The organism is Streptomyces sp. NPDC053079 (genome assembly GCF_044546695.1).
In the GTDB taxonomy this organism is placed as follows: Bacteria; Actinomycetota; Actinomycetes; order Streptomycetales; family Streptomycetaceae; genus Streptomyces.
The window spans coordinates 439,499-461,911 of sequence record NZ_JBITZJ010000007.1; the positions used below are offsets into that span (position 1 = coordinate 439,499).

Below are 22,413 nucleotides of genomic sequence, written 5' to 3' on the forward strand. Positions count from 1 at the left end.
CTAGACCGCCCTCATCAGCAGGGTCGCGGCGATGAGCAGCGCCGCACCGCCGAACATCGAGACCGCGTAACTGCGCGCGAAGCCGTTCTGCAGCCTGCGCATCCGGCCTGAGAGCCCGCCGACGGAGGCGGCGGTGCCGTTGACGACGCCATCGACCAGCGTGTGGTCGACGTAGACCAGGCTCCGAGTGAGGTGCTCGCCGCCGCGGACCAGCACGACGTGGTTGAAGTCGTCCTGCAGCAGGTCACGTCGGGCGGCACGCACGAGTGCGTTGCCGCGCGGCGCGGTGACCGGCACCGGCCCGCGGCCGTACTGCGCCCAGGCGAGCGCGACGCCTACGAAGAGGACGACCATGGTGGCCGCGGTGACCTGCACGGCGGTGACCGGCGAGTGACCCTCGGCGTGCCCGGTGACGGGCTCGAGCCAGTTCAGGAAGGCGTCGTTGACGCTGAACAGGCCGCCGGCGAAGACCGATCCGAAGGCGAGCACGATCATCGGGACGGTCATCGTGCGCGGCGACTCGTGCGGGTGGGGCAGCTCGCCCCGCTCGTCCGGCTGCCAGCGCTTCTCGCCGAAGAACGTCAGGAGCATCACCCGCGTCATGTAGTACGCGGTGATGGCGGCGCCCAGCAGGGCCGCCCCGCCCAGGATCCAGCCCTCGGTGCCGCCCTTGGCGAAGGCCGCCTCGATGATCTTGTCCTTGGAGAAGAAGCCGGACAGGCCCGGGAAGCCGATGATCGCGAGGTAGCCGAGGCCGAAGGTCACGAAGGTGATGGGCATGTAGGAGCGCAGGCCGCCGTAACGCCGCATGTCGACCTCGTCGTTCATGCCGTGCATCACCGAGCCGGCGCCGAGGAAGAGCCCGGCCTTGAAGAAGCCGTGGGTGACCAGGTGCATGATCGCGAAGGCGTAGCCGACCGGCCCCAGCCCGGCGGCGAGGATCATGTAGCCGATCTGGGACATCGTCGAGCCCGCCAGGGCCTTCTTGATGTCGTCCTTCGCGCAACCGACGATCGCACCGAAGAGCAGCGTGACCGCGCCCACCGTGACGACCGCGGTCTGGGCGTCCGGCGCCCCGTCGAAGATCGCCCCGGACCGGGTGATCAGATACACGCCGGCGGTCACCATCGTCGCCGCGTGGATGAGCGCGGAGACCGGCGTCGGGCCCTCCATCGCGTCCCCGAGCCAGCTCTGCAGCGGCACCTGGGCCGACTTGCCGCAGGCGGCAAGCAGGAGCATGAGCCCGATGGCGGTCAGCTTCCCCTCGCCGGCCCGGTCCGCGCTCTCGAGCACGGGCCCGAAGGCGAAGGTCCCGAAGGTCGTGAACATCAGCATGATCGCGATGGACAGGCCGACGTCGCCGACGCGGTTGACGAGGAAGGCCTTCTTGGCGGCCGTCGCCGCGCTCGGCTTGTGCTGCCAGAAGCCGATCAGCAGGTACGAGGCGAGGCCGACGCCCTCCCAGCCCACGTACAGCAGGAGGTAGTTGTCGGCGACGACCAGGAGCAGCATCGCGGCGAGGAAGAGGTTGAGGTAGCCGAAGAAGCGCCGGCGGCGCTCGTCGTGCGCCATGTAGCCGATCGAGTACAGGTGGATCAGCGAGCCGACGCCCGTGATCAGCAGCACGAAGGTCATCGACAGCTGGTCGAGCTGGAAGCCCACGTCGGCGCGGAAGCCGCCGACGGGCACCCAGCTGAAGACGGTCGCGCCCAGCTCGCGGTCCTCGGCGTCGCGGCCCAGCATGCCGGCGAAGAGCACCGCGCCGATGACGAAGGACAGGGCGGCGAGCAGCGTGCCGATCCAGGGGGCGCTGCTGTCGAGCCGGCGGCCGCAGAGCAGCAGGCCCGCGCCCAGCAGGGGCACCAGGACGAGCAATCCGATGAGGTTCTCCACCGTCAGTGTCCCCTTACAGCTTCAGCAGGCCGGCGTCGTCGACCGAGGCCGAGTGGCGGGAGCGGAAGATCGTCACGATGATCGCGAGACCGATCACGACTTCGGCGGCGGCCACGACCATCGTGAAGAAGGCGATGATCTGGCCGTCGAGATTGCCGTGCATCCGGGAGAAGGTGACGAACGCCAGGTTGCAGGCGTTCAGCATCAGCTCGACGCACATGAAGATGACGATCGCGTTCCGCCGGATGAGCACGCCGGCGGCGCCGATGGTGAACAGCAGGGCCGCCAGATAGAGGTAGTTGACCGGATTCACTGGGCACCCTCCTGCGAGCGGTCCTTGTGCCGGCCCAGCCGCTCCTCCGCGCGCTGCTCCAGCGCCGCGAGGTCCGCGAGCGCGTCGGCGGACACGTCGCGGATCTGGCCCCGGGCGCGCAGCGTGGGGTTGACGGTGAGCTCGGACGGCGTCCCGTCGGGCAGCAGGCCGGGGACGTCGACGGCGTTGTGCCGGGCGTAGACGCCGGGCGCGGGCAGGGGCGGCAGGTGCTGGGAGCGCACGCGCGCCTCGGACATCTCGCGCTGGGTGGCGGCCCGTTCGGTGCGCTCGCGGTGGGTGAGGACCATGGCCCCCACGGCCGCGGTGATGAGCAGCGCGCCGGTGATCTCGAAGGCGAAGACGTACTTGGTGAAGATCAGTGCGGCCAGCCCCTGGACGTTGCCGCCGGAGTTGGCCTGGCCCAGGCCGTTGAACCGGTCCAGCGAGGCGTTGGCGATGCCGGCCGCGAGCAGGATGCCGAAGCCCAGCACGCACAGCCCCGCCAGCCAGCGCTGGCCTCTGATCGTCTCCTTCAGCGAGTCCGCGGCCGTGACGCCGACCAGCATCACGACGAACAGGAACAGCATCATGATCGCGCCGGTGTAGACGACGATCTGCACGATGCCGAGGAAGTAGGCGCCGTTGGCGAGGTAGAAGACCGCCAGGACGATCATCGTCCCGGCGAGCGACAGCGCGCTGTGCACGGCCTTCTTCATCAGCACCGCGCCCAGGGCGCCGGCCACGGCGACGACCGCCAGCAGCCAGAACTGGACCGCCTCGCCGGTCGACGTCGTCGAGGCGGCGGCAGCGACGCTCATGCCTCCACCTCTTCCTCGTGGTTCTCCTGCGGCTTCTCGCCCTTGGAGACGGCCACTTGCCGCTCCGTGCCCGGCGCGGCCTCGGTCACCAGACCCCGGTAGTAGTCCTGTTCGGTCATGCCGGGGTAGATCGCGTGCGGGGTGTCGACCATGCGGTCCTCCAGCCCCGCCAGCAGCTGCTCCTTCGTATAGATGAGCGACTCGCGGCTGGCGTCGGCCAGTTCGTACTCGTTCGTCATCGTCAGCGCCCGGGTCGGGCACGCCTCGACGCACAGGCCGCACAGGATGCAGCGCAGGTAGTTGATCTGGTAGACGCGGCCGTAGCGCTCGCCCGGGGAGTAGCGCTCCTCGTCGGTGTTGTCCGCGCCCTCGACGTAGATGGCGTCCGCCGGGCAGGCCCAGGCGCACAGCTCGCAGCCGATGCACTTCTCCAGGCCGTCGGGGTGACGGTTGAGCTGGTGGCGGCCGTGGAAGCGCGGCGCCGTGTGCTTCTTCTCCTCCGGGTACTGCTCGGTCAGCCGCTTCTTGAACATGGCCTTGAAGGTCACGCCGAAGCCGGCCACGGGATTCTGGAAGGGGGTCCGGGGGGCGTCCCCCCGGGAAGACTCGCTAGACACCGTCGGCCTCCTCTCGGTCACTGTGAGTGTCCACCCCGCCACTGACAATCAGCTCTGCGTCACGGCGCGACCGGCGCCGGGGCACGGGCGGCAGTGTCTGACCGGGCAGCGGGGGCACGGGGAAGCCGCCCGCCATCGGGTCGAACGGAGGCGCCGGCTCCGCGGCGGCCTCCTCCCCGGCCTTGTCGCCGTCGCGCCCGCGGAAGACGTCGACGAGGAGCGAGAGCAGCAGGATCGCGAGGACCGCGCCCCCGACGTACAGCACGATGTCCTGGAAGTCGTAGTTCTCGTTGCGCAGCGCCCGTACGGTCGCGACGAGCATCAGCCACACCAGCGAGACCGGGATGAGCACCTTCCAGCCGAGCTTCATCAGCTGGTCGTAGCGGACCCGGGGCAGCGTGCCGCGCAGCCAGATGAAGAAGAACAGCAGCAGCTGCACCTTGATGACGAACCACAGCATCGGCCACCAGCCGTGGTTGGCGCCCTCCCAGAACGCGGAGAGCGGATACGGGGCCTGCCAGCCGCCCAGGAAGAGCGTGACCGCCACCGCCGAGACCGTCACCATGTTCACGTACTCGGCCAGCATGAACATCGCGAACTTGATGGAGGAGTACTCGGTGTTGAAGCCGCCCACCAGGTCGCCCTCGGACTCCGGCATGTCGAAGGGGGCCCGGTTCGTCTCCCCGACCATCGTCGCGATGTAGACGAGGAAGGAGACCGGCAGCAGCAGCACGTACCACCGGTCGTGCTGGGCCTCGACGATCGTCGACGTCGACATCGAGCCGGAGTAGAGGAAGACCGACGCGAAGGCGGCGCCCATCGCGATCTCGTAGGAGATCATCTGCGCGCAGGAGCGCAACCCGCCGAGCAGCGGGTACGTCGAGCCCGAGGACCAGCCGGCCAGCACGATGCCGTAGATGCCGATCGAGGCGACCGCGAGGATGTACAGGATCGCGATCGGCAGGTCGGTCAGCTGCATCGTCGTGCGGTGGCCGAAGACGGAGACCTCGTTGCCCGCCGGGCCGAAGGGGATCACCGCGATGGCCATGAACGCCGGGATCGCGGCGACGATCGGCGCGAGGACGTAGACGACCTTGTCGGCGCGCCGGACGACCAGGTCCTCCTTGAGCATCAGCTTGATGCCGTCGGCCAGCGACTGCAGCATGCCCCAGGGGCCGTGCCGGTTGGGGCCGATGCGCAGCTGCATCCAGGCGACGACCTTGCGCTCCCAGACGATGGAGAAGAGCACGGTCAGCATCAGGAACGCGAAGCAGAAGACGGCCTTGACGACCACCAGCCACCACGGGTCCCTGCCGAACATCGACAGGTCCTCGACGGCCAGTCGGCTCAGCGCAGGGTTCACGACCGCACCTCCCGTCCCGCGCCCTCGGCGCCCTCATCGACGGACGCCCCGATCCGTACGAGCTCTCCCGGGCACGCCCCGGTGTCGGAGGCGACGCCGCCGCCCACCGAGTTCAGCGGCAGCCACACCACCCGGTCCGGCATCGGCGTGACGCACAGCGGCAGCCGGACCGTGCCGGCCGGGCCGGTCACCGCCAGGTACTCGCCGTCGCGCACGCCCGCCTCGGCCGCCGTGGCCGCCGAGAGGCGGGCGAGGGCGGCGTGCCGGGTGCCGGCCAGCGCGTCGTCGCCCTCCTGCAGCCGGCCCAGGTCGAGCAGCAGCCGATGCCCGGCCAGCACCGCCTCGCCGGGCTCCGGGCGCGGCAGCGGCCGGCCCGGTTCCGACGGGCCGGCGGCCCGCTCACCGCTCCAGCGGCCCAGGCGGGCCATCTCCGCCCGTACGGCCGGTACATCGGGCAGGGCGAGGTCGACGCCCATCGCGTCGGCCAGCATGTGCAGCACGCGCGCGTCCGGCAGGGCGTGCCGGCGGGTCAGCTGGTCCGGCTTGACCGCGGCCTCGAACGGCCGTGCCCGGCCCTCCCAGTTGAGGAAGGTCCCGGACTTCTCCACGACGGCCGCGACGGGCAGCACCACGTCGGCCCGGTCCGTCACCTCGCCCGGCCGCTGTTCCAGGCTGACGAGGAAGCCCACCGCGTCCAGCGCCTCCCGGGCGCGCGCCGGGTCGGGCAGGTCCGCGACCTCCACGCCGCCCACGACCAGGGCCGCCAGCTCGCCGGTGACAGCAGCCCCGACGATCTGGCCGGTGTCCCGGCCGGGGCTGCGGGGCAGTTCGGACACGCCCCAGGCCGCCGCCGTCTCCTCCCGCGCCCGCGGGTCGGTGGCCGGCCGGCCGCCCGGCAGCAGCCCCGGCAGGGCTCCTGCCTCGACCGCGCCCCGCTCCCCCGCCCGGCGCGGCATCCACACCAGCTCCGCGCCCGTCGCCGAGGCCGCCTCCACGGCGGCCGTCAGCGCGCCCGGCACGCCCGCCAGCCGCTCGCCGACCACGATCACCGAGCCGGCGGCGCGCAGCGCCTCCGCGGCCGCCCGGCCGTCGGTGTCCAGGCCCGAGGCCCCGGCCAGCGCCCGCAGCCACTCCGTCTCGGTGCCGGGCGCGGCCGGCAGCAGCGTGCCGCCGGCCTTGCGCAGGCCGTCACTCGCGTGCGTGGCCAGCGCGAACGTACGCTGCCCGCGCTTGCGCCAGGCCTTGCGCAGCCGCAGGAAGACGCCGGGCGCCTCCTCCTCGGCCTCCAGACCGGCCAGCAGCACGGCGGGCGCCTTCTCCAGCGCCGTATACGTCAGCCCCTGCCCGTCCAGGTCCCGGCCCCGCCCCGCCACGTGGGAGCTGAGGAAGTCGGCCTCCTCACCGCTGTGCACCCGCGCCCGGAAGTCCACGTCGTGCGTGTCGAGCGCCACGCGGGCGAACTTGGCGTAGCCGTAGGCGTCCTCCACGGTCAGCCGGCCGCCCGCCAGCACCCCGGCCCGGCCCCGCGCCGCCGCGAGCCCCCGGGCCGCGGCCTCGAGCGCCTCCGGCCAGCTGGCGGGCTCCAGCGCCCCGGCCTCGTTGCGGACCAGGGGCGTCTCGATGCGCTCCGGCCGCTGCGCGTAGCGGAACGCGAAGCGGCCCTTGTCGCACACCCACTCCTCGTTGACCTCGGGGTCCTCGGCGGCGAGGCGGCGCATCACCTTGCCGCGCCGGTGGTCCGTGCGCGTCGCGCAGCCGCCCGCGCAGTGCTCGCAGACCGACGGGGAGGAGACGAGGTCGAAGGGGCGGGCGCGGAATCGGTACGCCGCCGACGTCAGCGCGCCCACCGGGCAGATCTGGATGGTGTTGCCGGAGAAGTACGACCGGAACGGGTCGCCCTCGCCCGTGCCCACCTGTTCCAGCGCCCCGCGCTCCAGCAGCTCGATCATCGGGTCGCCCGCGATCTCGTTGGAGAAGCGGGTGCAGCGCGCGCACAGCACGCACCGCTCGCGGTCCAGCAGGATCTGCGCGGAGATCGGCAGGGGCTTGGTGTAAGTGCGCTTGCGGCCCTCGAAGCGGGTGTCGGCCTGCCCGGCGCTCATGGCCTGGTTCTGCAGCGGGCACTCGCCGCCCTTGTCGCAGACGGGGCAGTCGAGCGGGTGGTTGATCAGCAGCAGCTCCATCACGCCGCGCTGCGCCTTCTCGGCGACGGGCGAGGTCAGCTGCGACTTGACGACCATGCCGTCGGTGCAGGTGATCGTGCAGGAGGCCATCGGCTTGCGCTGGCCCTCGACCTCGACGATGCACTGTCGGCAGGCGCCGGCCGGGTCCAGCAGCGGATGGTCGCAGAAGCGCGGGATCTCGATGCCGAGCAGCTCGGCCGCCCGGATGACGAGCGTGCCCTTGGGCACGGAGATCTGGATGCCGTCGATGGTGACGGACACCAGGTCCTCCGGTGGGACGGCCGCGTTCCCTCCCGGGGAGGGGGCGGACGTGGTGACGGTCATGCGTTCACCCCCAGGTGAGCGTGCTGGTGGTTGGCGGGGCCGTCGGCCCACACCGTCGACTTCGCCGGGTCGAAGGGGCAGCCGCGGCCCTTGATGTGCTGCTCGTACTCGCCGCGGAAGTACTGCAGCGAGGAGAAGATGGGGCTGGCGGCGCCGTCGCCGAGCGCGCAGAAGGACTTGCCGTTGATGTTGTCGGCGATGTCGGCGAGCTTGTCGAGGTCGGCCATGCGGCCCTTGCCGGCCTCGATGTCCCGCAGCAACTGCACCAGCCAGTAGGTGCCTTCGCGGCAGGGCGTGCACTTGCCGCAGGACTCGTGGGCGTAGAACTCGGTCCAGCGGGTCACCGCCCGCACCACGCACGTCGTCTCGTCGAAGCACTGCAGGGCCTTGGTGCCGAGCATCGAGCCCGCCGCGCCCACGGCCTCGTAGTCGAGCGGTACGTCGAGGTGCTCGTCGGTCAGCAGCGGGGTCGAGGAGCCGCCCGGCGTCCAGAACTTGAGCCGGTGGCCGGGGCGCATGCCGCCGCTCATGCCGAGCAGCTGGCCCAGGGTGACGCCGAGCGGCGCCTCGTACTGGCCGGGGCCCGCGACATGGCCGCTGAGGGAGTAGAGCGTGAAGCCCGGGGACTTCTCGCTGCCCATCGAACGGAACCATTCCTTGCCGCGGTTGAGGATCGCGGGGACCGAGGCGATGGACTCGACGTTGTTCACGACGGTGGGGCACGCGTACAGGCCCGCGACGGCGGGGAAGGGGGGCCTCAGCCGGGGCTGGCCGCGCCGGCCTTCGAGCGAGTCGAGGAGGGCGGTCTCCTCGCCGCAGATGTAGGCGCCCGCCCCCGCGTGCACGGTGACGTCGAGGTCGAGTCCGCTGCCGAGGACGTTCCGGCCGAGATAGCCCGCCGCGTACGCCTCGCGCACGGCCTCGTGCAGCCGGCGCAGCACGGGGACGGTCTCGCCGCGCAGATAGATGAAGGCGCGGCTGGAGCGGATCGCCCAGCAGGCGATCACCATGCCCTCGATGAGGGAGTGCGGGTTGGCGAAGAGGAGGGGGATGTCCTTGCAGGTGCCGGGCTCGGACTCGTCGGCGTTGACGACGAGGTAGTGCGGCTTGCCGTCGCCCTGGGGAATGAACTGCCACTTCATGCCGGTCGGGAAGCCGGCGCCGCCGCGGCCGCGCAGCCCGGAGTCCTTGACGTAGGCGATGACGTCGTCGGGGGTCATGGCGAGGGCCTTGCGCGCGCCCTCGTAGCCCTCGTGGCGCAGATAGGTCTCCAGCGTCCAGGAGCGGGGCTCGTCCCAGAAGGCGCTCAGGACGGGCGCGAGCAGCTTCTCGGGACTGGTCTCGAAGATCTCGGGTGCCACGGTCATCCCTCCCCCTCCTCGGTGACCGGTCCGCTGGGGTGATCGGGGTCCGAGGCGGATGTCTGCTGAGGCGCGTCGTGGGAGCTCAGGTGCTCCGGGGGGCGCTCGTCATGCGGGGGCGCGCCCCGCGGGGGGCCGACGCGGGCGGTGCCGTTGTCGCCCTTGGCCAGCCGCAGCCCGGCCAGCGAGGCGGGGCCGGCGCCGCCGCTCGCCTCGACGGCGCCGGGGCGCCGGTCGGGGAAGCCGGCCAGGATGCGGGCCGTCTCCCGGTACGTGCACAGGGGGGCGCCGCGCGTGGGTTCGGCGCCGCGGCCGGCCCGCAGTTCGTCGACGAGCCGGATGGCGCTCTCGGGCGTCTGGTTGTCGAAGAACTCCCAGTTGACCATCACCACGGGCGCGAAGTCGCAGGCCGCGTTGCACTCGATGTGTTCGAGGGTGACCTTGCCGTCGTCGGTGGTCTCGCCGTTGCCGACGTCCAGGTGGCGCTTGAGGGCGTCGAAGATGGCGTCGCCGCCCAGCACCGCGCACAGCGTGTTGGTGCAGACGCCGACCTGGTAGTCGCCGCCGGGCTTGCGCCGGTACATGGTGTAGAAGGTCGCCACCGCCGTGACCTCGGCCGTGGTGAGCCCGAGTAGCTCCGCGCACAGGCGGATGCCGGTGCGGGTGACGTACCCCTCCTCGGCCTGCACGAGGTGCAGCAGCGGCAGCAGGGCGCTGCGGCTGTCGGGGTAGCGGGCGATCACCTCCCGGGCGTCCGTCTCGAGCCGGGCCCGTACGTCGGCGGGGTAGTCGGGCGCGGGGAGTTGCGGCATCCCCAGCTGTACGTCGGTCACCGGTCTACGCCTCCCATCACGGGATCGATCGAGGCCACGGCGACGATGACGTCGGCGACCTGGCCGCCTTCGCACATGGCCGCCATGGCCTGCAGGTTGGTGAAGGAGGGGTCGCGGAAGTGGACCCGGTAGGGGCGGGTGCCGCCGTCGCTGACCACGTGCACGCCGAGCTCGCCCTTGGGGGACTCCACGGCCGTGTACGCCTGCCCGGGCGGCACCCGGAAGCCCTCCGTCACCAGCTTGAAGTGGTGGATCAGGGCCTCCATGGAGGTGCCCATGATCTTCTTGATGTGGTCGAGGGAGTTGCCGAGCCCGTCCGGGCCCAGCGCCAGCTGCGCGGGCCAGGCGATCTTCTTGTCCGCGACCATGACGGCGCCGGGCTGGAGCCGGTCCAGGCACTGCTCGATGATCCGCAGCGACTGGCGCATCTCCTCCAGCCGGATCAGGAAGCGCCCGTAGGCGTCGCAGGTGTCGGTGGTGGGGACCTCGAAGTCGTAGTTCTCGTAGCCGCAGTAGGGCTGGGCCTTGCGCAGGTCGTGCGGGAGGCCCGCGGAGCGCAGGATGGGCCCGGTGGCGCCCAGCGCCATGCAGCCGGTGAGGTCGAGGTGGCCGACGTTCTGCATGCGGCCCTTGAAGATGGGGTTCCCCGTGGCGAGCTTGTCGTACTCGGGGAGGTTGCGGCGCATCTTCTTCACGAACTCGCGCACCTGGTCCACCGCGCCGGGCGGCAGGTCCTGGGCGAGGCCGCCGGGGCGTACGTAGGCGTGGTTCATGCGCAGGCCGGTGATCAGCTCGAAGATGTCGAGGACGAGCTCGCGGTCCCGGAAGCCGTAGATCATGATCGTGGTGGCGCCGAGCTCCATGCCGCCGGTGGCGATGGCCACCAGGTGGGAGGAGATGCGGTTGAGCTCCATGAGCATGACGCGGACGACCGAGGCGCGGTCGGGGATCTGCTCCTCGATGCCCAGCAGCTTCTCCACGCCCAGGCAGTACGCCGTCTCGTTGAAGAACGGCGTCAGGTAATCCATGCGCGTGACGAACGTGGTGCCCTGGGTCCAGTTCCGGAATTCGAGGTTCTTCTCGATGCCGGTGTGCAGATAGCCGATGCCGCAGCGGGCCTCGGTGACCGTCTCGCCGTCGATCTCCAGGATGAGGCGCAGCACTCCATGGGTGGAGGGGTGCTGGGGGCCCATGTTGACGACGATGCGCTCGTCGTCGGCCTGCTTGGCGGCGGAGGCGATCTCGTCCCAGTCGCCGCCGGTGACGGTGTAGACGGCGCCCTCGGTGGTCTCGCGGGGACCGGCGGCGGCGTCGTGGGGAGTGGAGGACGGAGTGGACATCAGCTGTACGACCTCCGCTGGTCCGGAGCCGGGATCTGGGCGCCCTTGTACTCGACGGGGATGCCGCCGAGGGGGTAGTCCTTGCGCTGCGGGAAGCCCTGCCAGTCGTCGGGCATCATGATCCGGGTGAGCGCCGGGTGGCCGTCGAAGACCAGGCCGAAGAAGTCGTACGTCTCGCGCTCGTGCCAGTCGTTGGTCGGGTAGACGGCGACGAGGGACGGCAGGTGCCGGTCGTCGTCGGGGACGCCGACCTCCAGCCTGATCAGCCGGTTGTGGGTGATCGAGCGCAGGTGGTAGACCGCGTGCAGCTCGCGGCCCTTTTCCCCGGGGAAGTGCACTCCGCTCACGCCCGTGCACAGCTCGAAGCGGAGGGCGGGGTCGTCGCGCAGGGTGCGGGCGACGAGCGGCAGGTGCTCGCGGGCGATGTGGAAGGTGAGCTCGCCGCGGTCCACGACGGTCTTCTCGATCGCGTTCTGCGGGACGAGCCCCTGTTCCTCCAGGGCGCCCTCCAGCTCGTCGGCCACCTCGTCGAACCAGCCGCCGTACGGGCGGGGGGTCCCGCCGGGCAGCCGTACGGTGCGTACGAGGCGGCTGTAGCCGGTGGTGTCGCCGCCGTTGTTCGCGCCGAACATGCCGTGGCGGACGCCGATGACCTCGCCGTGGTCCAGGCGCTGGCCGGGCAGGTTCTGGGTGCCGAGGTCCTTGTCGGGGTTGACCCCGTTCGGTCCCTTGGGGTTCTTCTCGCTCACCGGAGCAGCCCCTTCATCTCGATCAGCGGCAGGGCCTTGATCGCCCTCTCCTCCGCCTCCCGCTCCGCCTCCTCGCGGTGGGCGCCGAGCTTCTCGGACTGGATCTTCTTGTGGAGCTTGAGGATCGAGTCCAGGAGCATCTCGGGCCGGGGCGGGCAGCCGGGCAGGTAGATGTCGACCGGCACGATGTGGTCGACGCCCTGCACGATCGCGTAGTTGTTGAACATGCCGCCGCTGGAGGCGCAGACGCCCATGGAGATCACCCACTTGGGGTTGGGCATCTGGTCGTAGACCTGCCGCAGCACGGGCGCCATCTTCTGGCTGACCCGGCCGGCCACGATCATCAGATCGGCCTGCCGGGGCGAGCCGCGGAAGACCTCCATGCCGAAGCGGGCCAGGTCGTAACGGCCGGCGCCGGTGGTCATCATCTCGATGGCGCAGCAGGCCAGGCCGAAGGTGGCCGGGAAGACGGATGCCTTGCGCACCCATCCCGCGGCCTGTTCCACGGTGGTCAGCAGAAAACCGCTGGGCAGCTTTTCCTCGAGTCCCATGTCCCGCGAAGCCCCCTAGTCCCATTCCAGGCCGCCGCGACGCCAGACGTAGGCGTAGGCGACGAAGACGGTGAGCACGAAGAGGAGCATCTCCACGAGCCCGAACAGCCCCAGGGAGTCGAAGGTGACGGCCCAGGGGTAGAGGAAGACGATCTCGATGTCGAAGACGATGAAGAGCATCGCCGTGAGGTAGTACTTGATCGGGAAGCGGCCGCCACCGGCCGGGTGCGGGGTCGGCTCGATGCCGCATTCGTACGCCTCGAGCTTGGCGCGGTTGTACCGCTTGGGCCCGATGATCGATGCCATGACCACGGAGAAGATCGCGAAGCCTGCACCGAGGGCTCCCAGTACGAGGATGGGCGCGTAGGCGTTCACCGCTCCTCGCTCCTTCCAGTCTGTCGACGCTGACTGCTGGCTGACCGGACCCGGCGGCGGGCTCACCGCCCCTGCCGCCGGCGAGCCGTCCTCGGCGGGATCACCGCGAAGATCGCCGGCATGTGAGGCAGTTCACAAGCCCGGGTCGATTGCATCCTATGCCCGTCGGTCTGTGATCTGCGACACGGCGAACACGACCACGTTTGTGATCTCCACCACCTGACGAACGATCATCAAGTCGGATGAGCGGTGATCTTCATACGCGAAGCGGTTGAGTGATCACCAGAGGTGACATTCGGAGGCTGAAGCGCTGGTCGGAGCGGTGAGGCACTATCAAGCCATGGCCGGTTCACGCAAATTGGCATGATCGACTGTCAAGTGATAAGGGAGGCGCGCCCGCTGGGCCGGCCGCCGTCGCCGGCCACTGCCCGCCGTCCGGCCGCCGGGGCGCCGGGCGGGGCGGGCGTTGCGTGAGTTCCGCCACGCGCCAAGAGGTTCGGGATCCGGTTTTGCCGGGTAGCCTCGACGGGCGGACCGTAAAGGTGATAAGACCTCCGCCGACCGTCTGCCGGATGGCCAAATGCCGTGCTGAGGGGCCTGATCGCCCCCTGCGGCCGGGGCTGCGCCGTGACCCTCCCGTGATCCGAAGGTCCGAATTCTGGGCGCGTTCACGCCAATTGTGACGCACGTCACTTATCTTGAACTCAACCTGTGCGGCCTGATAGTCCGTTGTCCCATGTCCCCGAACGCGCACATAACCAGCCACCGGAAGCCCCGTCGCCCCGCGACCCAGTCGTGGGTCGTCCGCACGGGTGTTGCCGGTGGCGTCCTCAGCACCCTGGCCGTGGCCGGCACCGCTTCCGCCACCACGTCCGAGAAGCCCACCGAGGCGACCATGGAGATGCCCGCGTTCAACGCGGCGCTGTCCACCTCCATCGCGCAGAGCGCGGTCGCCACGCAGCAGACCGCTGTGGACTACCAGGTCCGCGCACAGGTCGAGGAGGCCCTCGACCAGGCCAAGGCCGACGCCAAGAAGGCCAAGGAAGAGGCCGAGCGCAAGGCCGAGGCCGAGCGCAAGGCCAAGGAGAAGCGCGAGGCGGACGAGGCCCGCGCCTCCCGCACCAGCGAGCGCGGCTCCCTGGGCACCAAGTCGACGTCCGCGTCCGGCAGCGAGGCCGGCTCCTCGTCGTCCTCCACGGCCACGGGCAGCTCCGCGAGCCTGGTCAACTTCCTGCGCGCGCAGGTCGGCAAGGCCTACGTGATGGGCTCCACCGGCCCGTCCTCCTACGACTGCTCGGGCCTGGTCATGGCTGCCTACAGCCAGATCGGCATCGACCTGCCCCGCGTCTCCCAGGACCAGTCGACGGCCGGCACCCAGGTGTCGACCTCCAACCTCAAGGTCGGCGACATCCTCTACTGGGGCTCGGCGGGCAGCGCGTACCACGTGGCCGTCTACGTCGGCGGTGGCAAGTTCATCGGCGCGCAGAACCCCAGCACGGGCATCGTCGAGCGCGACATGAGCTACTCCCCGCCCACGGGTGCCGTCCGCGTCATGTGACGCACGTGCGCTCCGCGCACACCGGACACGGAAGGGCCGCCGTTCCCCCCGCTCGGGACGGCGGCCCTTCGGCATGTCCGGGTGCCCACCCCCGTTGTCCACGGGCACCCGGTCCCCTGTGCCGGTAACCGAGTCTGGGCGGATGTCCGGCCGAAGGGCAAACCCCTTCGGCACGGGTCGAATCCGGACGTACGACGGAAGGGCCGCCCGGGCGGAAAACCGCAGGCGGCGGCCGTGGAACGGCCGGAAACGGGACCGCCCGCCGTGCGGGGGCGTTCGCACGGCGGGCGGCGCGGAGGGACGGGTCCCCGCTCAGGGAAGGCGGCCGGCCGGCGGGCCCGCCGGCCGGGGCCGCGGAGCGTTCGTCCACGACCCGCACCTTCCCTTCACGAGGGAGCCGTTCCATTCCCAACCGGAATGGGGTTCCCCTCATTACTTCCGTAAAGCCGACACGCCGAAACGGCGCAAAAGCTACTCGAAAGGGTGAATCTGCGGGCGCGTTACGAGCGCGGAGCCACCTTGCTCAGGCCGTTGATGATGCGGTCCATCGCATCGCCGCCCGTCGGGTCGGTCAGGTTCGCCAGCATCTTCAGCGTGAACTTCATCAGCAGCGGATGCGTCAGCCCGCGCTCCGTGGCCAGCTTCATGACCTTCGGGTTGCCGATGAGCTTCACGAACGCCCGGCCGAGCGTGTAGTAGCCCCCGTAGGTGTCCTTGAGGATCTTCGGGTAGCGCTGCAGCACCAGCTCCCGCTGGGCGTACGAGGCACGGGCGTGCGCCTGGACGATGACGTCGGCGGCGATCTGCCCGGACTCCATGGCGTAGGCGATGCCCTCGCCGTTGAAGGGGTTGACCAGGCCGCCCGCGTCGCCGACGAGCAGCAGGCCGCGCGTGTAGTGCGGCTGGCGGTTGAAGGCCATGGGCAGGGCGGCGCCGCGGATGGGGCCGGTCATGTTCTCGGGGGTGTAGCCCCAGTCCTCGGGCATGGAGGCGCACCAGGCCTTGAGGATCTCGCGCCAGTCCAGCTCCTTGAAGGAGTTGGAGGTGTTCAGCACGCCCAGGCCGACGTTGCTGGTGCCGTCGCCCATGCCGAAGATCCAGCCGTAGCCGGGGAGCAGCCGGTCCTGCGCACCGCGCCGGTCCCACAGCTCCAGCCAGGACTCGAGGTAGTCGTCGTCGTGGCGCGGGGAGGTGAAGTACGTGCGCACGGCCACGCCCATCGGGCGGTCCTCGCGCCGGTGCAGGCCCATGGCCAGGGACAGCCGGGTGGAGTTGCCGTCGGCCGCGACGACCAGGGGCGCGTGGAAGGTGACCGGGGTCTTGTCCTCGCCGAGCTTCGCCTCCACCCCGACGATGCGGCCGGTGCGGTCGTCGATGACGGGCGCGCCCACGTTGCAGCGCTCGTACAGCCGGGCCCCGGCCTTCACGGCGTGCTGGGCGAGCTGCTCGTCGAAGTCGTCGCGCTTGCGGACCAGTCCGTAGTCGGGGAACGAGGCCAGGTCGGGCCAGTCCAGCTCGAGCCGGACGCCGCCGCCGATGATGCGCAGGCCCTTGTTGCGCAGCCAGCCCGCCTCCTCGGAGATGTCGATGCCCATCGACACGAGCTGCTTGGTGGCGCGCGGGGTGAGGCCGTCGCCGCACACCTTCTCGCGCGGGAAGGCCGTCTTCTCCAGGAGGAGGACGTCGAGGCCGGCCTTGGCGAGGTGGTACGCCGTCGTGGAGCCGGAGGGGCCTGCCCCGACGACGATCACATCAGCGCTGTGTTCGGTAGGGGACTCGGTCACGGCGGCTCTCCGTTCGGCGAGGGAAGGGTCGCCGCCGAGTCTATGAGCCGGGCGGGAACGGAAGGTCGGCGACCGCCCGTTCCCGCCCGGCCCCGGGCTCAGCTGACGCCGTAGGGCCCGACCCACCAGAACTGCAGGGCGGTGTCGAAGACCTTCCGGGCGTCGGGGTAGAAGCGCTCGCGCTCGGAGTACATGACCGCGTACTCGGTGCCGTTCTCGTCCACGTACGCCTGGTTCAGGGCGTGCATGACCTCGCCGTTCTTCTCCCGCCAGGTCCACTCCCACAGGGCGCCGGGCCGGCCCATGAAGGTGTTCGCGGTCATCTGGACCCGCTGGTAGCCCTCCTGCTTGCCGACCGACTTCTCCATCTCCTGGAAGTGGTCGTACGCCGACGCGCCCGCGTTCGGCACGATGCCGACGCGGATGTGGCCGGGGCCGGTGGGGCCGGCGTAGTCGATCTGGTTGGTGCCCTTGTTCTCGCGCCGCCAGGACTCGGGCACCGCGAGGGAGAAGCCCTCGGGAGAGGTCATCCGCTGGTAGCCCTTGGGGGGCTCGCCCTTGGGGGGACGCGGCTTGGAGCCGGGCCGCGCGGAGGCGGACGCGGACGGTGCCCCCGAAGCACCGTCGCCCCCGGTGGGCCCACCGGACGGCGCCTGACTCTGCGAGGCGGGAGCCTTGGCCTCCTCCCCGCCCCCACTGTTCTTACCGTTCCCCAGGAGCATCACCCCGGCCGTAGCGGCCCCACCGACCAAAAAGGCCGCCAGCCCGATGGCCACCCACATGAGCGGCCGCCGCACGGACCGCGCGGGCGCGGCCGGGACGGGGACGGGGACGGTGAGGTGGGCGAAGGACGAGTGGGGGGACGGGGCGGGGGCGAACACGTCGTGCTGGGCGGTGGCCGGGCCGGCCGGGTGGGCGGCGAACGGCGCGGGCTGGGCGGCGGGTGCACTGGGGTGGACGGCGGAGTGCGCCACGGGCTGGGCGCCTGCCGGGCCGCCGGCGGGCGCGGGCTGCGCGGCAGGCTGGGCGGCCGACGACGGGGGCTGGGCCCCGGCCGGCGAAGCAGGCTGCTCGACGGTCGGGCTCGGGGCGGCCGACTGGGCCCCGGCCGGCGGCGCGGGCTGCGCGGCGGCCGGGCTCGCCGCAGACGCGGCCGAGCCGGCTGCCGACGCGGCAGCGCCTGCCGCTTGGGCGCCGGCCGCAGGCGCGGTCGGCTGGGTGCCGGCCGGCGGCGCGGCAGCTGCAGGCGCAGGCTGCGCAGCAGCCTGGCCCGCCACGGCAGAGTCAGCGCCTGGTGCAGCCGTCTGTGCGGCACCCGGACCCGCCGCACGCGCGGCGGAGTCGGCCACCGACGCGACAGCCCCGCCCGCCTGGGCGCCGGCCGCAGGCGCGGCAGAAGCGGTCGGCTTGGTGCCGGCTGCGGGCACGGGCTGGCCATCGACTGGTGCAGTCGGCTGCGAGGCACCCGGACCCGCCGCACGCGCGGCAGCCCCGGTCGGCTGCGTCCCGGCCGCAGGCACGGGCAGCGCAGCAGCCTGGCCCGCCACGGCAGAGCCAGCGCCTGGTGCAGCCGTCTGTGCGGCACCCGGACCCGCCGCACGCGCGGCGGAGTCGGCCACCGACGCGACAGCCCCGGCTGCCTGGGCGCCGGCCGCAGGCGCGGCAGACGCGGTCGGCTTGGTGCCGGCTGCGGGCGCGGCGGCCGCAGCCGACTTCGTGCCGGCCGCAGGCGCGGCAGACGCCGGCGGCCACGCCGGCTGGGCAGTCGGCGCCGCCGACTGGGCACCGCCCGGCGGCATCGGCTGGGCGCCAGCCGTCGGCATCGGCGGCAGCGGCGGCATCGGCTGGGCCGGTGGCGCGGGAGGCGCCGAGGGGCCGGTGCGGGGCATGGAGCCCGGGCCGCGGGAGTGGCTCAGGGCTGTGGCCAGGAGGAGCGCGCCGGCGGTCCACAGGAGGCCGAAGAGCAGCAGTTCGCCGGCGTTCGTTGCGACCGATCCGTCCGTGCCCTGGGACCGGGACGAGAAGGACGTGCCCGTCGTCATCTCCATCGCACCGCCGGAGACGAACGACAGCAGCCACAGCGTCGCCAGGAAGAAGACCCCGGAGAGCACCTGCTCGGTGCGGTCCGCCGCGCGGCGGGCCACCGTCACGGCCAGGATCACCGCGCAGGCCACGCCCGCCGCCACCGCGCCGGCCTGGGCCCAGCCGCCCGCGAGGTCGCCGATCTCGGAGAGGCCGAGGGTCTCGCCGGTGTGGCGGCCGTGCTCGGTGGAGGAGCCCTCCACGCCCGCGCCCCAGGACAGGCCGAGCGCCATGAGGCCGAGGTTGATCAGGAAGGGCAGCGAGCCGGCCCATGCCCAGTCGCCCGTCTCGTCCGGGTGGGAGGCGATCACGAAGAACACGATCACCCCGCACAGCGCCACCGACAGCCCGAGGGCCCGCAGGGCCGTGCCCCACGCCCGTACGGCCAACTGGGCGCCGGCGCCCAGGCGCGCGGCCAGCGCGTCGCGGCAGAGCACCGCGCCGCCCACCACGCCCGCCAGCGCGCCCGAGAACAGCGCGGCCAGCACAGGGGTGGTGGAGACGGAGACGATCTCGAGGTCCGGCTGTCCGTAGAGGCCGAGCAGGAGCACGGCCCCCGCACAGATCAGGGCGATGCGCAGCGTGGCCTCCGCGCCGCCGCCGGAGCCGGCGGGCAGCGTGCGGCGCAGCCGCTTGGCGCCGAGGGCCACCGCACCCGCCCACAGGGCGGTGATGGTCAGCGGCCACACGGACACCGAGCCGCTGCCGCGCACCAGCATCGTCAGCAGGCCGCCGCCGCTGCGCGTCTCGACCTCCAGGGTCGCGCCCAGCCCCTGCAGGAGCAGGCCGATGGCGGCCGGGAAGCGGTCGGACCAGCTGGTGAGGCCCAGTTCCTCGTAGTCACCGGGGGACGGCAGCGAGATCACGAGCGCGAGGACGAGCAGCAGGGCCGCCGGCCACGCCGCCGCCTTCGCGGAGCCCGCCCAGTCACCGGTGAAGGCGCGGCGCAGGAACAGCGCCCCGCGCGAGGGCGGGGCGTAGGGCGCGTACCCGGGCGGGGCGCCCGGCAGCGGCGGCCGGCCCGGCGGGGCCGGGGGCGCGACTGGGGGCGGGGGCGACGGCGGCATGACGGGAGCGGTGGCGGTGCCGGCGGCCGTTGCCCCGGCCGCCGCCCTCTCCGCCTCCGGCCGTTCCTTTCCGCACTTCATGCAGAAGCGCGCGTCCGGTTCGAACGCGGAACCACAGGCGGGACAGAACGAGGGCATAGGGCCTCCGGGATTCGGACTGATCATGACGGGGAAAGGTCAAGATCGTACCGATCACAAATTGCCTGGCCATGACAACAAACAGGACGCGCAATAAGCGCGCCCTGCCCCGGAATTGCCTGTTCCGCAACGCTACGCGAGCTTGGTGCCCCGGTGCAGCGCGACGACTCCGCCCGTGAGGTTGCGCCAGGCCACGTTCGCCCAGCCGGCCTGCTGCAGGCGCGTCGCGAGCCGCGCCTGGTCGGGCCACTCGCGGATCGACTCGGCGAGGTAGACGTAGGCGTCCGGGCTGCTGCACACGGTCCGCGCGATCGGCGGCAGCGCGCGCATCAGGTACTCGCTGTAGACGGTGCGGAACGGCGCCCACGTGGGGTGGCTGAACTCGCAGATCACCACGCGGCCGCCGGGCTTGGTGACCCGCAGCATCTCGCGCAGCGCGGTGTCGGTCTCCTGCACGTTGCGCAGCCCGAAGGAGATGGTGACGGCGTCGAAGACGCCGTCCGCGAAGGGCAGCTTCGTCGCGTCGCCGGCGGTCAGCGGCAGCCACGGGTTGCGCTTCTTGCCCTCGCGCAGCATGCCGGTGGAGAAGTCGCACGGCACGACGTACGCGCCGTCGGCGGCGAAGGGGAGCGAGGACGTGCCCGTGCCGGCCGCGAGGTCCAGGACCTTCTCACCGGGGCGGGCGGCGACGGCCTGCGCCACGGCCTTGCGCCACAGACGGGCCTGGCCGAGCGAGATCACATCGTTGGTCAGGTCGTACTTCGCCGCCACGTCGTCGAACATCGCGGCGACTTCATGCGGCTGCTTGTCCAGGGATGCTCGGGTCACGACCCCATTGTTCACCACGGGCCCGTGGTGCCTTCGGCGGGGACTGGACGGGGACGGCTCGCCCGGGAAGGACCGGCCCCTCCCGCGGTGCGGACTGCGCCCGCTCCTGTGGGCCCCCGCCCCCAAGGACTGCCGGTCCCCCACCCGTCGCCCCCTCGGCAACAAGGCTTGACCACCGGCAGTGCGCGTCCCTCATGGCCCGTCTGTCGACAAGGCCCCACATGTCGCACCGCGGGACGGACCGTAGCGGCCGTCCCCGCGCCACTCATCCTGCCGGGTGACGGTGGACGGACGACGTCCGTTGACACCGCCCTGACGTGCGGCGGACGCCTCTTGACGGTTCGCTGACGGGAGCCCAGTCAGCGGCGCCGGTACACCAGCCGCCCCGCGAGCACCGTGGCGACGCACGTGCCCGCTCCCGCCTCCGTCAGCGCCGCCTCGTCCGGTACGCCGAAGACGGCGAAGTCGGCGCGCCCGCCGACCGCGAGAGGGCCCGCGACGGCGTCCGCGAGGCCGTACGCGTTGCGGAAGGGATCGAGGTCCGGCTCGTCGGGGAGGATGCCCGGCGCGCCCAGGATCGAGACGGGTGTCAGGCCCGACCGTGCGACCGCCGTCGACACCACCGGATCGGAGCCGATCGCCACCGCCGTCGTGCCGTGGCGCAGCATCTGCTGCAGGCCGCGGCGGACGCTGCCCGCCCACCGCGTGTCGGTCATGTCGAGCGCCTCGAGCCGCTCCCCCGTCAGCGGCCGGTCGCCCAGCTCGTCGTACTCGCGGGGATCGGGGTGGTAGGCGCGCTTGAGCAGGTACGTACCGTGCCACTGCCGCAGCCCCGGCGTGATCACCCCCGGCCACCGCCGCACCCGCGCCCGCGGGAACGCCGCCGCGAGCTCCTCGTACAGGCCGAGCGCCGCGACGGTGCCGCCGTCGACGACCACCGCCCCGCCCGGCACGGGGCCCGCGCCGGGGACGGCGATCAGCAGGTCGGCCGCGTGAAGCGTCAGCAACCCGTCAGCTCGCCTGGACGATCTTCAGCTCGGGGTGGGCCGTGCCGCCCTCGATCGCCGTGGAGGACAGGTGCGAGACGACGCGGTCGTCGACCGGGTCGTTCGCCGGGTCGTCGTGCACGAGCAAGTGCTCGTACGTGGTGGCGCGCTGCGCCGGGACGCGGCCCGCCTTGCGGATGAGGTCGATGAGCTCCATGCGGTTGGAGCGGTGCTTGGCGCCGGCCGAGGAGACGACGTTCTCCTCCAGCATCACCGAGCCCAGGTCGTCCGCGCCGTAGTGCAGCGCGAGCTGGCCCGCCTCCTTGCCGACGGTCAGCCAGGAGCCCTGGATGTGGGCGACATTGTCGAGGAAGAGCCGCGCGACGGCGATCATCCGCAGGTACTCGAAGATCGTGGCCTGCGTACGGCCCTTCAGCACGTTGTTCTGCGGCTGGTAGGTGTACGGGATGAAGGCGCGGAAGCCGCCCGTGCGGTCCTGCACGTCACGGATCATCCGGATGTGCTCGATCCGCTCGGCGTTGGTCTCGCCGGTGCCCATCAGCATGGTGGAGGTCGACTCGACGCCCAGGTTGTGGGCGAGCTCCATGATCTCCAGCCAGCGCTCGCCGGATTCCTTCAGCGGCGCGATGGCCTTGCGCGGCCGCGCGGGCAGCAGCTCGGCGCCGGCGCCCGCGAAGGAGTCGAGGCCCGCGGCGTGGATGCGGCGGATGGCCTCCTCGGCGCTGACGCCCGAGATGCGCGACATGTGCTCGATCTCGGAGGCACCGAGGGAGTGGATGACGAGCTGCGGGAACGCCTTCTTGATCGCCGAGAAGTGCTCCTCGTAGTACTCCACGCCGTAGTCGGGGTGGTGGCCGCCCTGGAACATGATCTGCGTGCCGCCCAGCTCCACGGTCTCCGCGCAGCGGCGCAGGATGTCGTCGAGGGGGCGCGTCCAGACCTTGTCGCTCTTCGGCGGGGCGTAGAAGGCGCAGAACTTGCACGCGGTGACGCACGAGTTCGTGTAGTTGATGTTCCGCTCGATGATGTACGTCGCGATGTGCTCGGTGCCCGCGTAGCGCTTGCGGCGCACGGCGTCGGCGGCCGCGCCCAGCGCGTGCAGCGGCGCGGAGCGGTAGAGCTCGAGCGCCTCCTCCGGGGTGATCCGGCCGCCTGCTGTGGCGCGGTCGAGGACGGACTGGAGGTCGGCGTTCTCGGTCACCGGGCGTCCCTTCGGAGGGGGTATGCAA

Annotated in this window: 18 protein-coding genes; 1 reads left to right on the top strand and 17 read right to left on the bottom strand. The window is 71.8% G+C overall.

The window, feature by feature from the left end; all coding sequences use genetic code 11:
- From nuoL to ACIGXW_RS27375, 12 genes are read right to left on the bottom strand one after another with little or no spacing between them, the layout of a single operon-like run.
- Complete coding sequence (nuoL, locus tag ACIGXW_RS27320; protein ID WP_399575381.1) at positions 1-1,893, bottom strand: NADH-quinone oxidoreductase subunit L; 1,893 nt, start codon at positions 1,891-1,893, stop codon at positions 1-3.
- 13 nt (positions 1,894-1,906) lie between these two features.
- Positions 1,907-2,206: an NADH-quinone oxidoreductase subunit NuoK gene (gene nuoK, locus ACIGXW_RS27325; protein ID WP_071964083.1), complete on the bottom strand. Its 300-nt coding sequence runs from the start codon at positions 2,204-2,206 to the stop codon at positions 1,907-1,909.
- Positions 2,203-3,024, bottom strand: a complete 822-nt coding sequence (locus ACIGXW_RS27330) for an NADH-quinone oxidoreductase subunit J (protein WP_399575382.1) — start codon at positions 3,022-3,024, stop codon at positions 2,203-2,205. The genes nuoK and ACIGXW_RS27330 overlap by 4 nt, the downstream gene beginning before the upstream one ends.
- Complete coding sequence (nuoI, locus tag ACIGXW_RS27335) at positions 3,021-3,641, bottom strand: NADH-quinone oxidoreductase subunit NuoI (protein ID WP_399575383.1); 621 nt, start codon at positions 3,639-3,641, stop codon at positions 3,021-3,023. Before nuoI ends, ACIGXW_RS27330 begins: the two co-directional genes overlap by 4 nt.
- Positions 3,634-4,962: an NADH-quinone oxidoreductase subunit NuoH gene (gene nuoH, locus ACIGXW_RS27340; protein ID WP_399575435.1), complete on the bottom strand. Its 1,329-nt coding sequence runs from the start codon at positions 4,960-4,962 to the stop codon at positions 3,634-3,636. The genes nuoI and nuoH overlap by 8 nt, the downstream gene beginning before the upstream one ends.
- Before the next feature lie 38 nt (positions 4,963-5,000).
- Positions 5,001-7,511, bottom strand: coding sequence for an NADH-quinone oxidoreductase subunit G (locus ACIGXW_RS27345; protein ID WP_399575384.1), 2,511 nt, complete (start codon positions 7,509-7,511; stop codon positions 5,001-5,003).
- Complete coding sequence (nuoF, locus tag ACIGXW_RS27350; RefSeq protein ID WP_399575385.1) at positions 7,508-8,878, bottom strand: NADH-quinone oxidoreductase subunit NuoF; 1,371 nt, start codon at positions 8,876-8,878, stop codon at positions 7,508-7,510. The genes ACIGXW_RS27345 and nuoF overlap by 4 nt, the downstream gene beginning before the upstream one ends.
- Entirely contained in the window at positions 8,875-9,684 is an 810-nt protein-coding gene (gene nuoE, locus ACIGXW_RS27355; RefSeq protein ID WP_399575436.1) for an NADH-quinone oxidoreductase subunit NuoE, read from the bottom strand. Before nuoE ends, nuoF begins: the two co-directional genes overlap by 4 nt.
- A gap of 17 nt (positions 9,685-9,701) precedes the next feature.
- Positions 9,702-11,045 carry an NADH-quinone oxidoreductase subunit D gene (locus ACIGXW_RS27360; RefSeq protein WP_399575386.1) on the bottom strand — a complete coding sequence of 448 codons (1,344 nt, stop codon included), beginning with the start codon at positions 11,043-11,045 and terminating at the stop codon, positions 9,702-9,704.
- Positions 11,045-11,794 carry an NADH-quinone oxidoreductase subunit C gene (locus ACIGXW_RS27365; protein ID WP_399575387.1) on the bottom strand — a complete coding sequence of 250 codons (750 nt, stop codon included), beginning with the start codon at positions 11,792-11,794 and terminating at the stop codon, positions 11,045-11,047. The genes ACIGXW_RS27360 and ACIGXW_RS27365 overlap by 1 nt, the downstream gene beginning before the upstream one ends.
- Positions 11,791-12,345: an NADH-quinone oxidoreductase subunit B family protein gene (locus ACIGXW_RS27370; protein ID WP_071964089.1), complete on the bottom strand. Its 555-nt coding sequence runs from the start codon at positions 12,343-12,345 to the stop codon at positions 11,791-11,793. The genes ACIGXW_RS27365 and ACIGXW_RS27370 overlap by 4 nt, the downstream gene beginning before the upstream one ends.
- Positions 12,346-12,360: 15 nt before the next feature.
- Entirely contained in the window at positions 12,361-12,720 is a 360-nt protein-coding gene (locus ACIGXW_RS27375; RefSeq protein ID WP_071964090.1) for an NADH-quinone oxidoreductase subunit A, read from the bottom strand.
- 736 nt (positions 12,721-13,456) lie between these two features.
- Here ACIGXW_RS27375 and ACIGXW_RS27380 point away from each other — a divergent pair.
- On the top strand, positions 13,457-14,278 hold the full coding sequence (locus ACIGXW_RS27380; RefSeq protein WP_071964091.1) for a C40 family peptidase: 822 nt from the start codon (positions 13,457-13,459) through the stop codon (positions 14,276-14,278).
- A 500-nt stretch (positions 14,279-14,778) separates the two neighbouring features.
- Here the strand turns inward: ACIGXW_RS27380 and ACIGXW_RS27385 are convergent, their stop codons facing one another.
- From ACIGXW_RS27385 to mqnC, 5 genes are all read right to left on the bottom strand, one after another.
- Complete coding sequence (locus ACIGXW_RS27385; protein ID WP_071964096.1) at positions 14,779-16,062, bottom strand: geranylgeranyl reductase family protein; 1,284 nt, start codon at positions 16,060-16,062, stop codon at positions 14,779-14,781.
- A gap of 98 nt (positions 16,063-16,160) precedes the next feature.
- Entirely contained in the window at positions 16,161-19,349 is a 3,189-nt protein-coding gene (locus ACIGXW_RS27390; protein ID WP_399575388.1) for a zinc ribbon domain-containing protein, read from the bottom strand.
- Between the two features lie 132 nt (positions 19,350-19,481).
- A complete protein-coding gene (locus tag ACIGXW_RS27395) occupies positions 19,482-20,177 on the bottom strand; it encodes a demethylmenaquinone methyltransferase (RefSeq protein WP_071965667.1) in 696 nt (231 codons plus the stop codon).
- Positions 20,178-20,536: 359 nt separating this feature from the next.
- Positions 20,537-21,184, bottom strand: coding sequence for an imidazolonepropionase-like domain-containing protein (locus tag ACIGXW_RS27400; RefSeq protein ID WP_399575389.1), 648 nt, complete (start codon positions 21,182-21,184; stop codon positions 20,537-20,539).
- 4 nt (positions 21,185-21,188) lie between these two features.
- Positions 21,189-22,385 (bottom strand): cyclic dehypoxanthinyl futalosine synthase, encoded by a 1,197-nt coding sequence (mqnC, locus tag ACIGXW_RS27405; RefSeq protein ID WP_399575390.1) that lies wholly within the window; start codon positions 22,383-22,385, stop codon positions 21,189-21,191.
- Positions 22,386-22,413 lie beyond the last annotated feature (28 nt).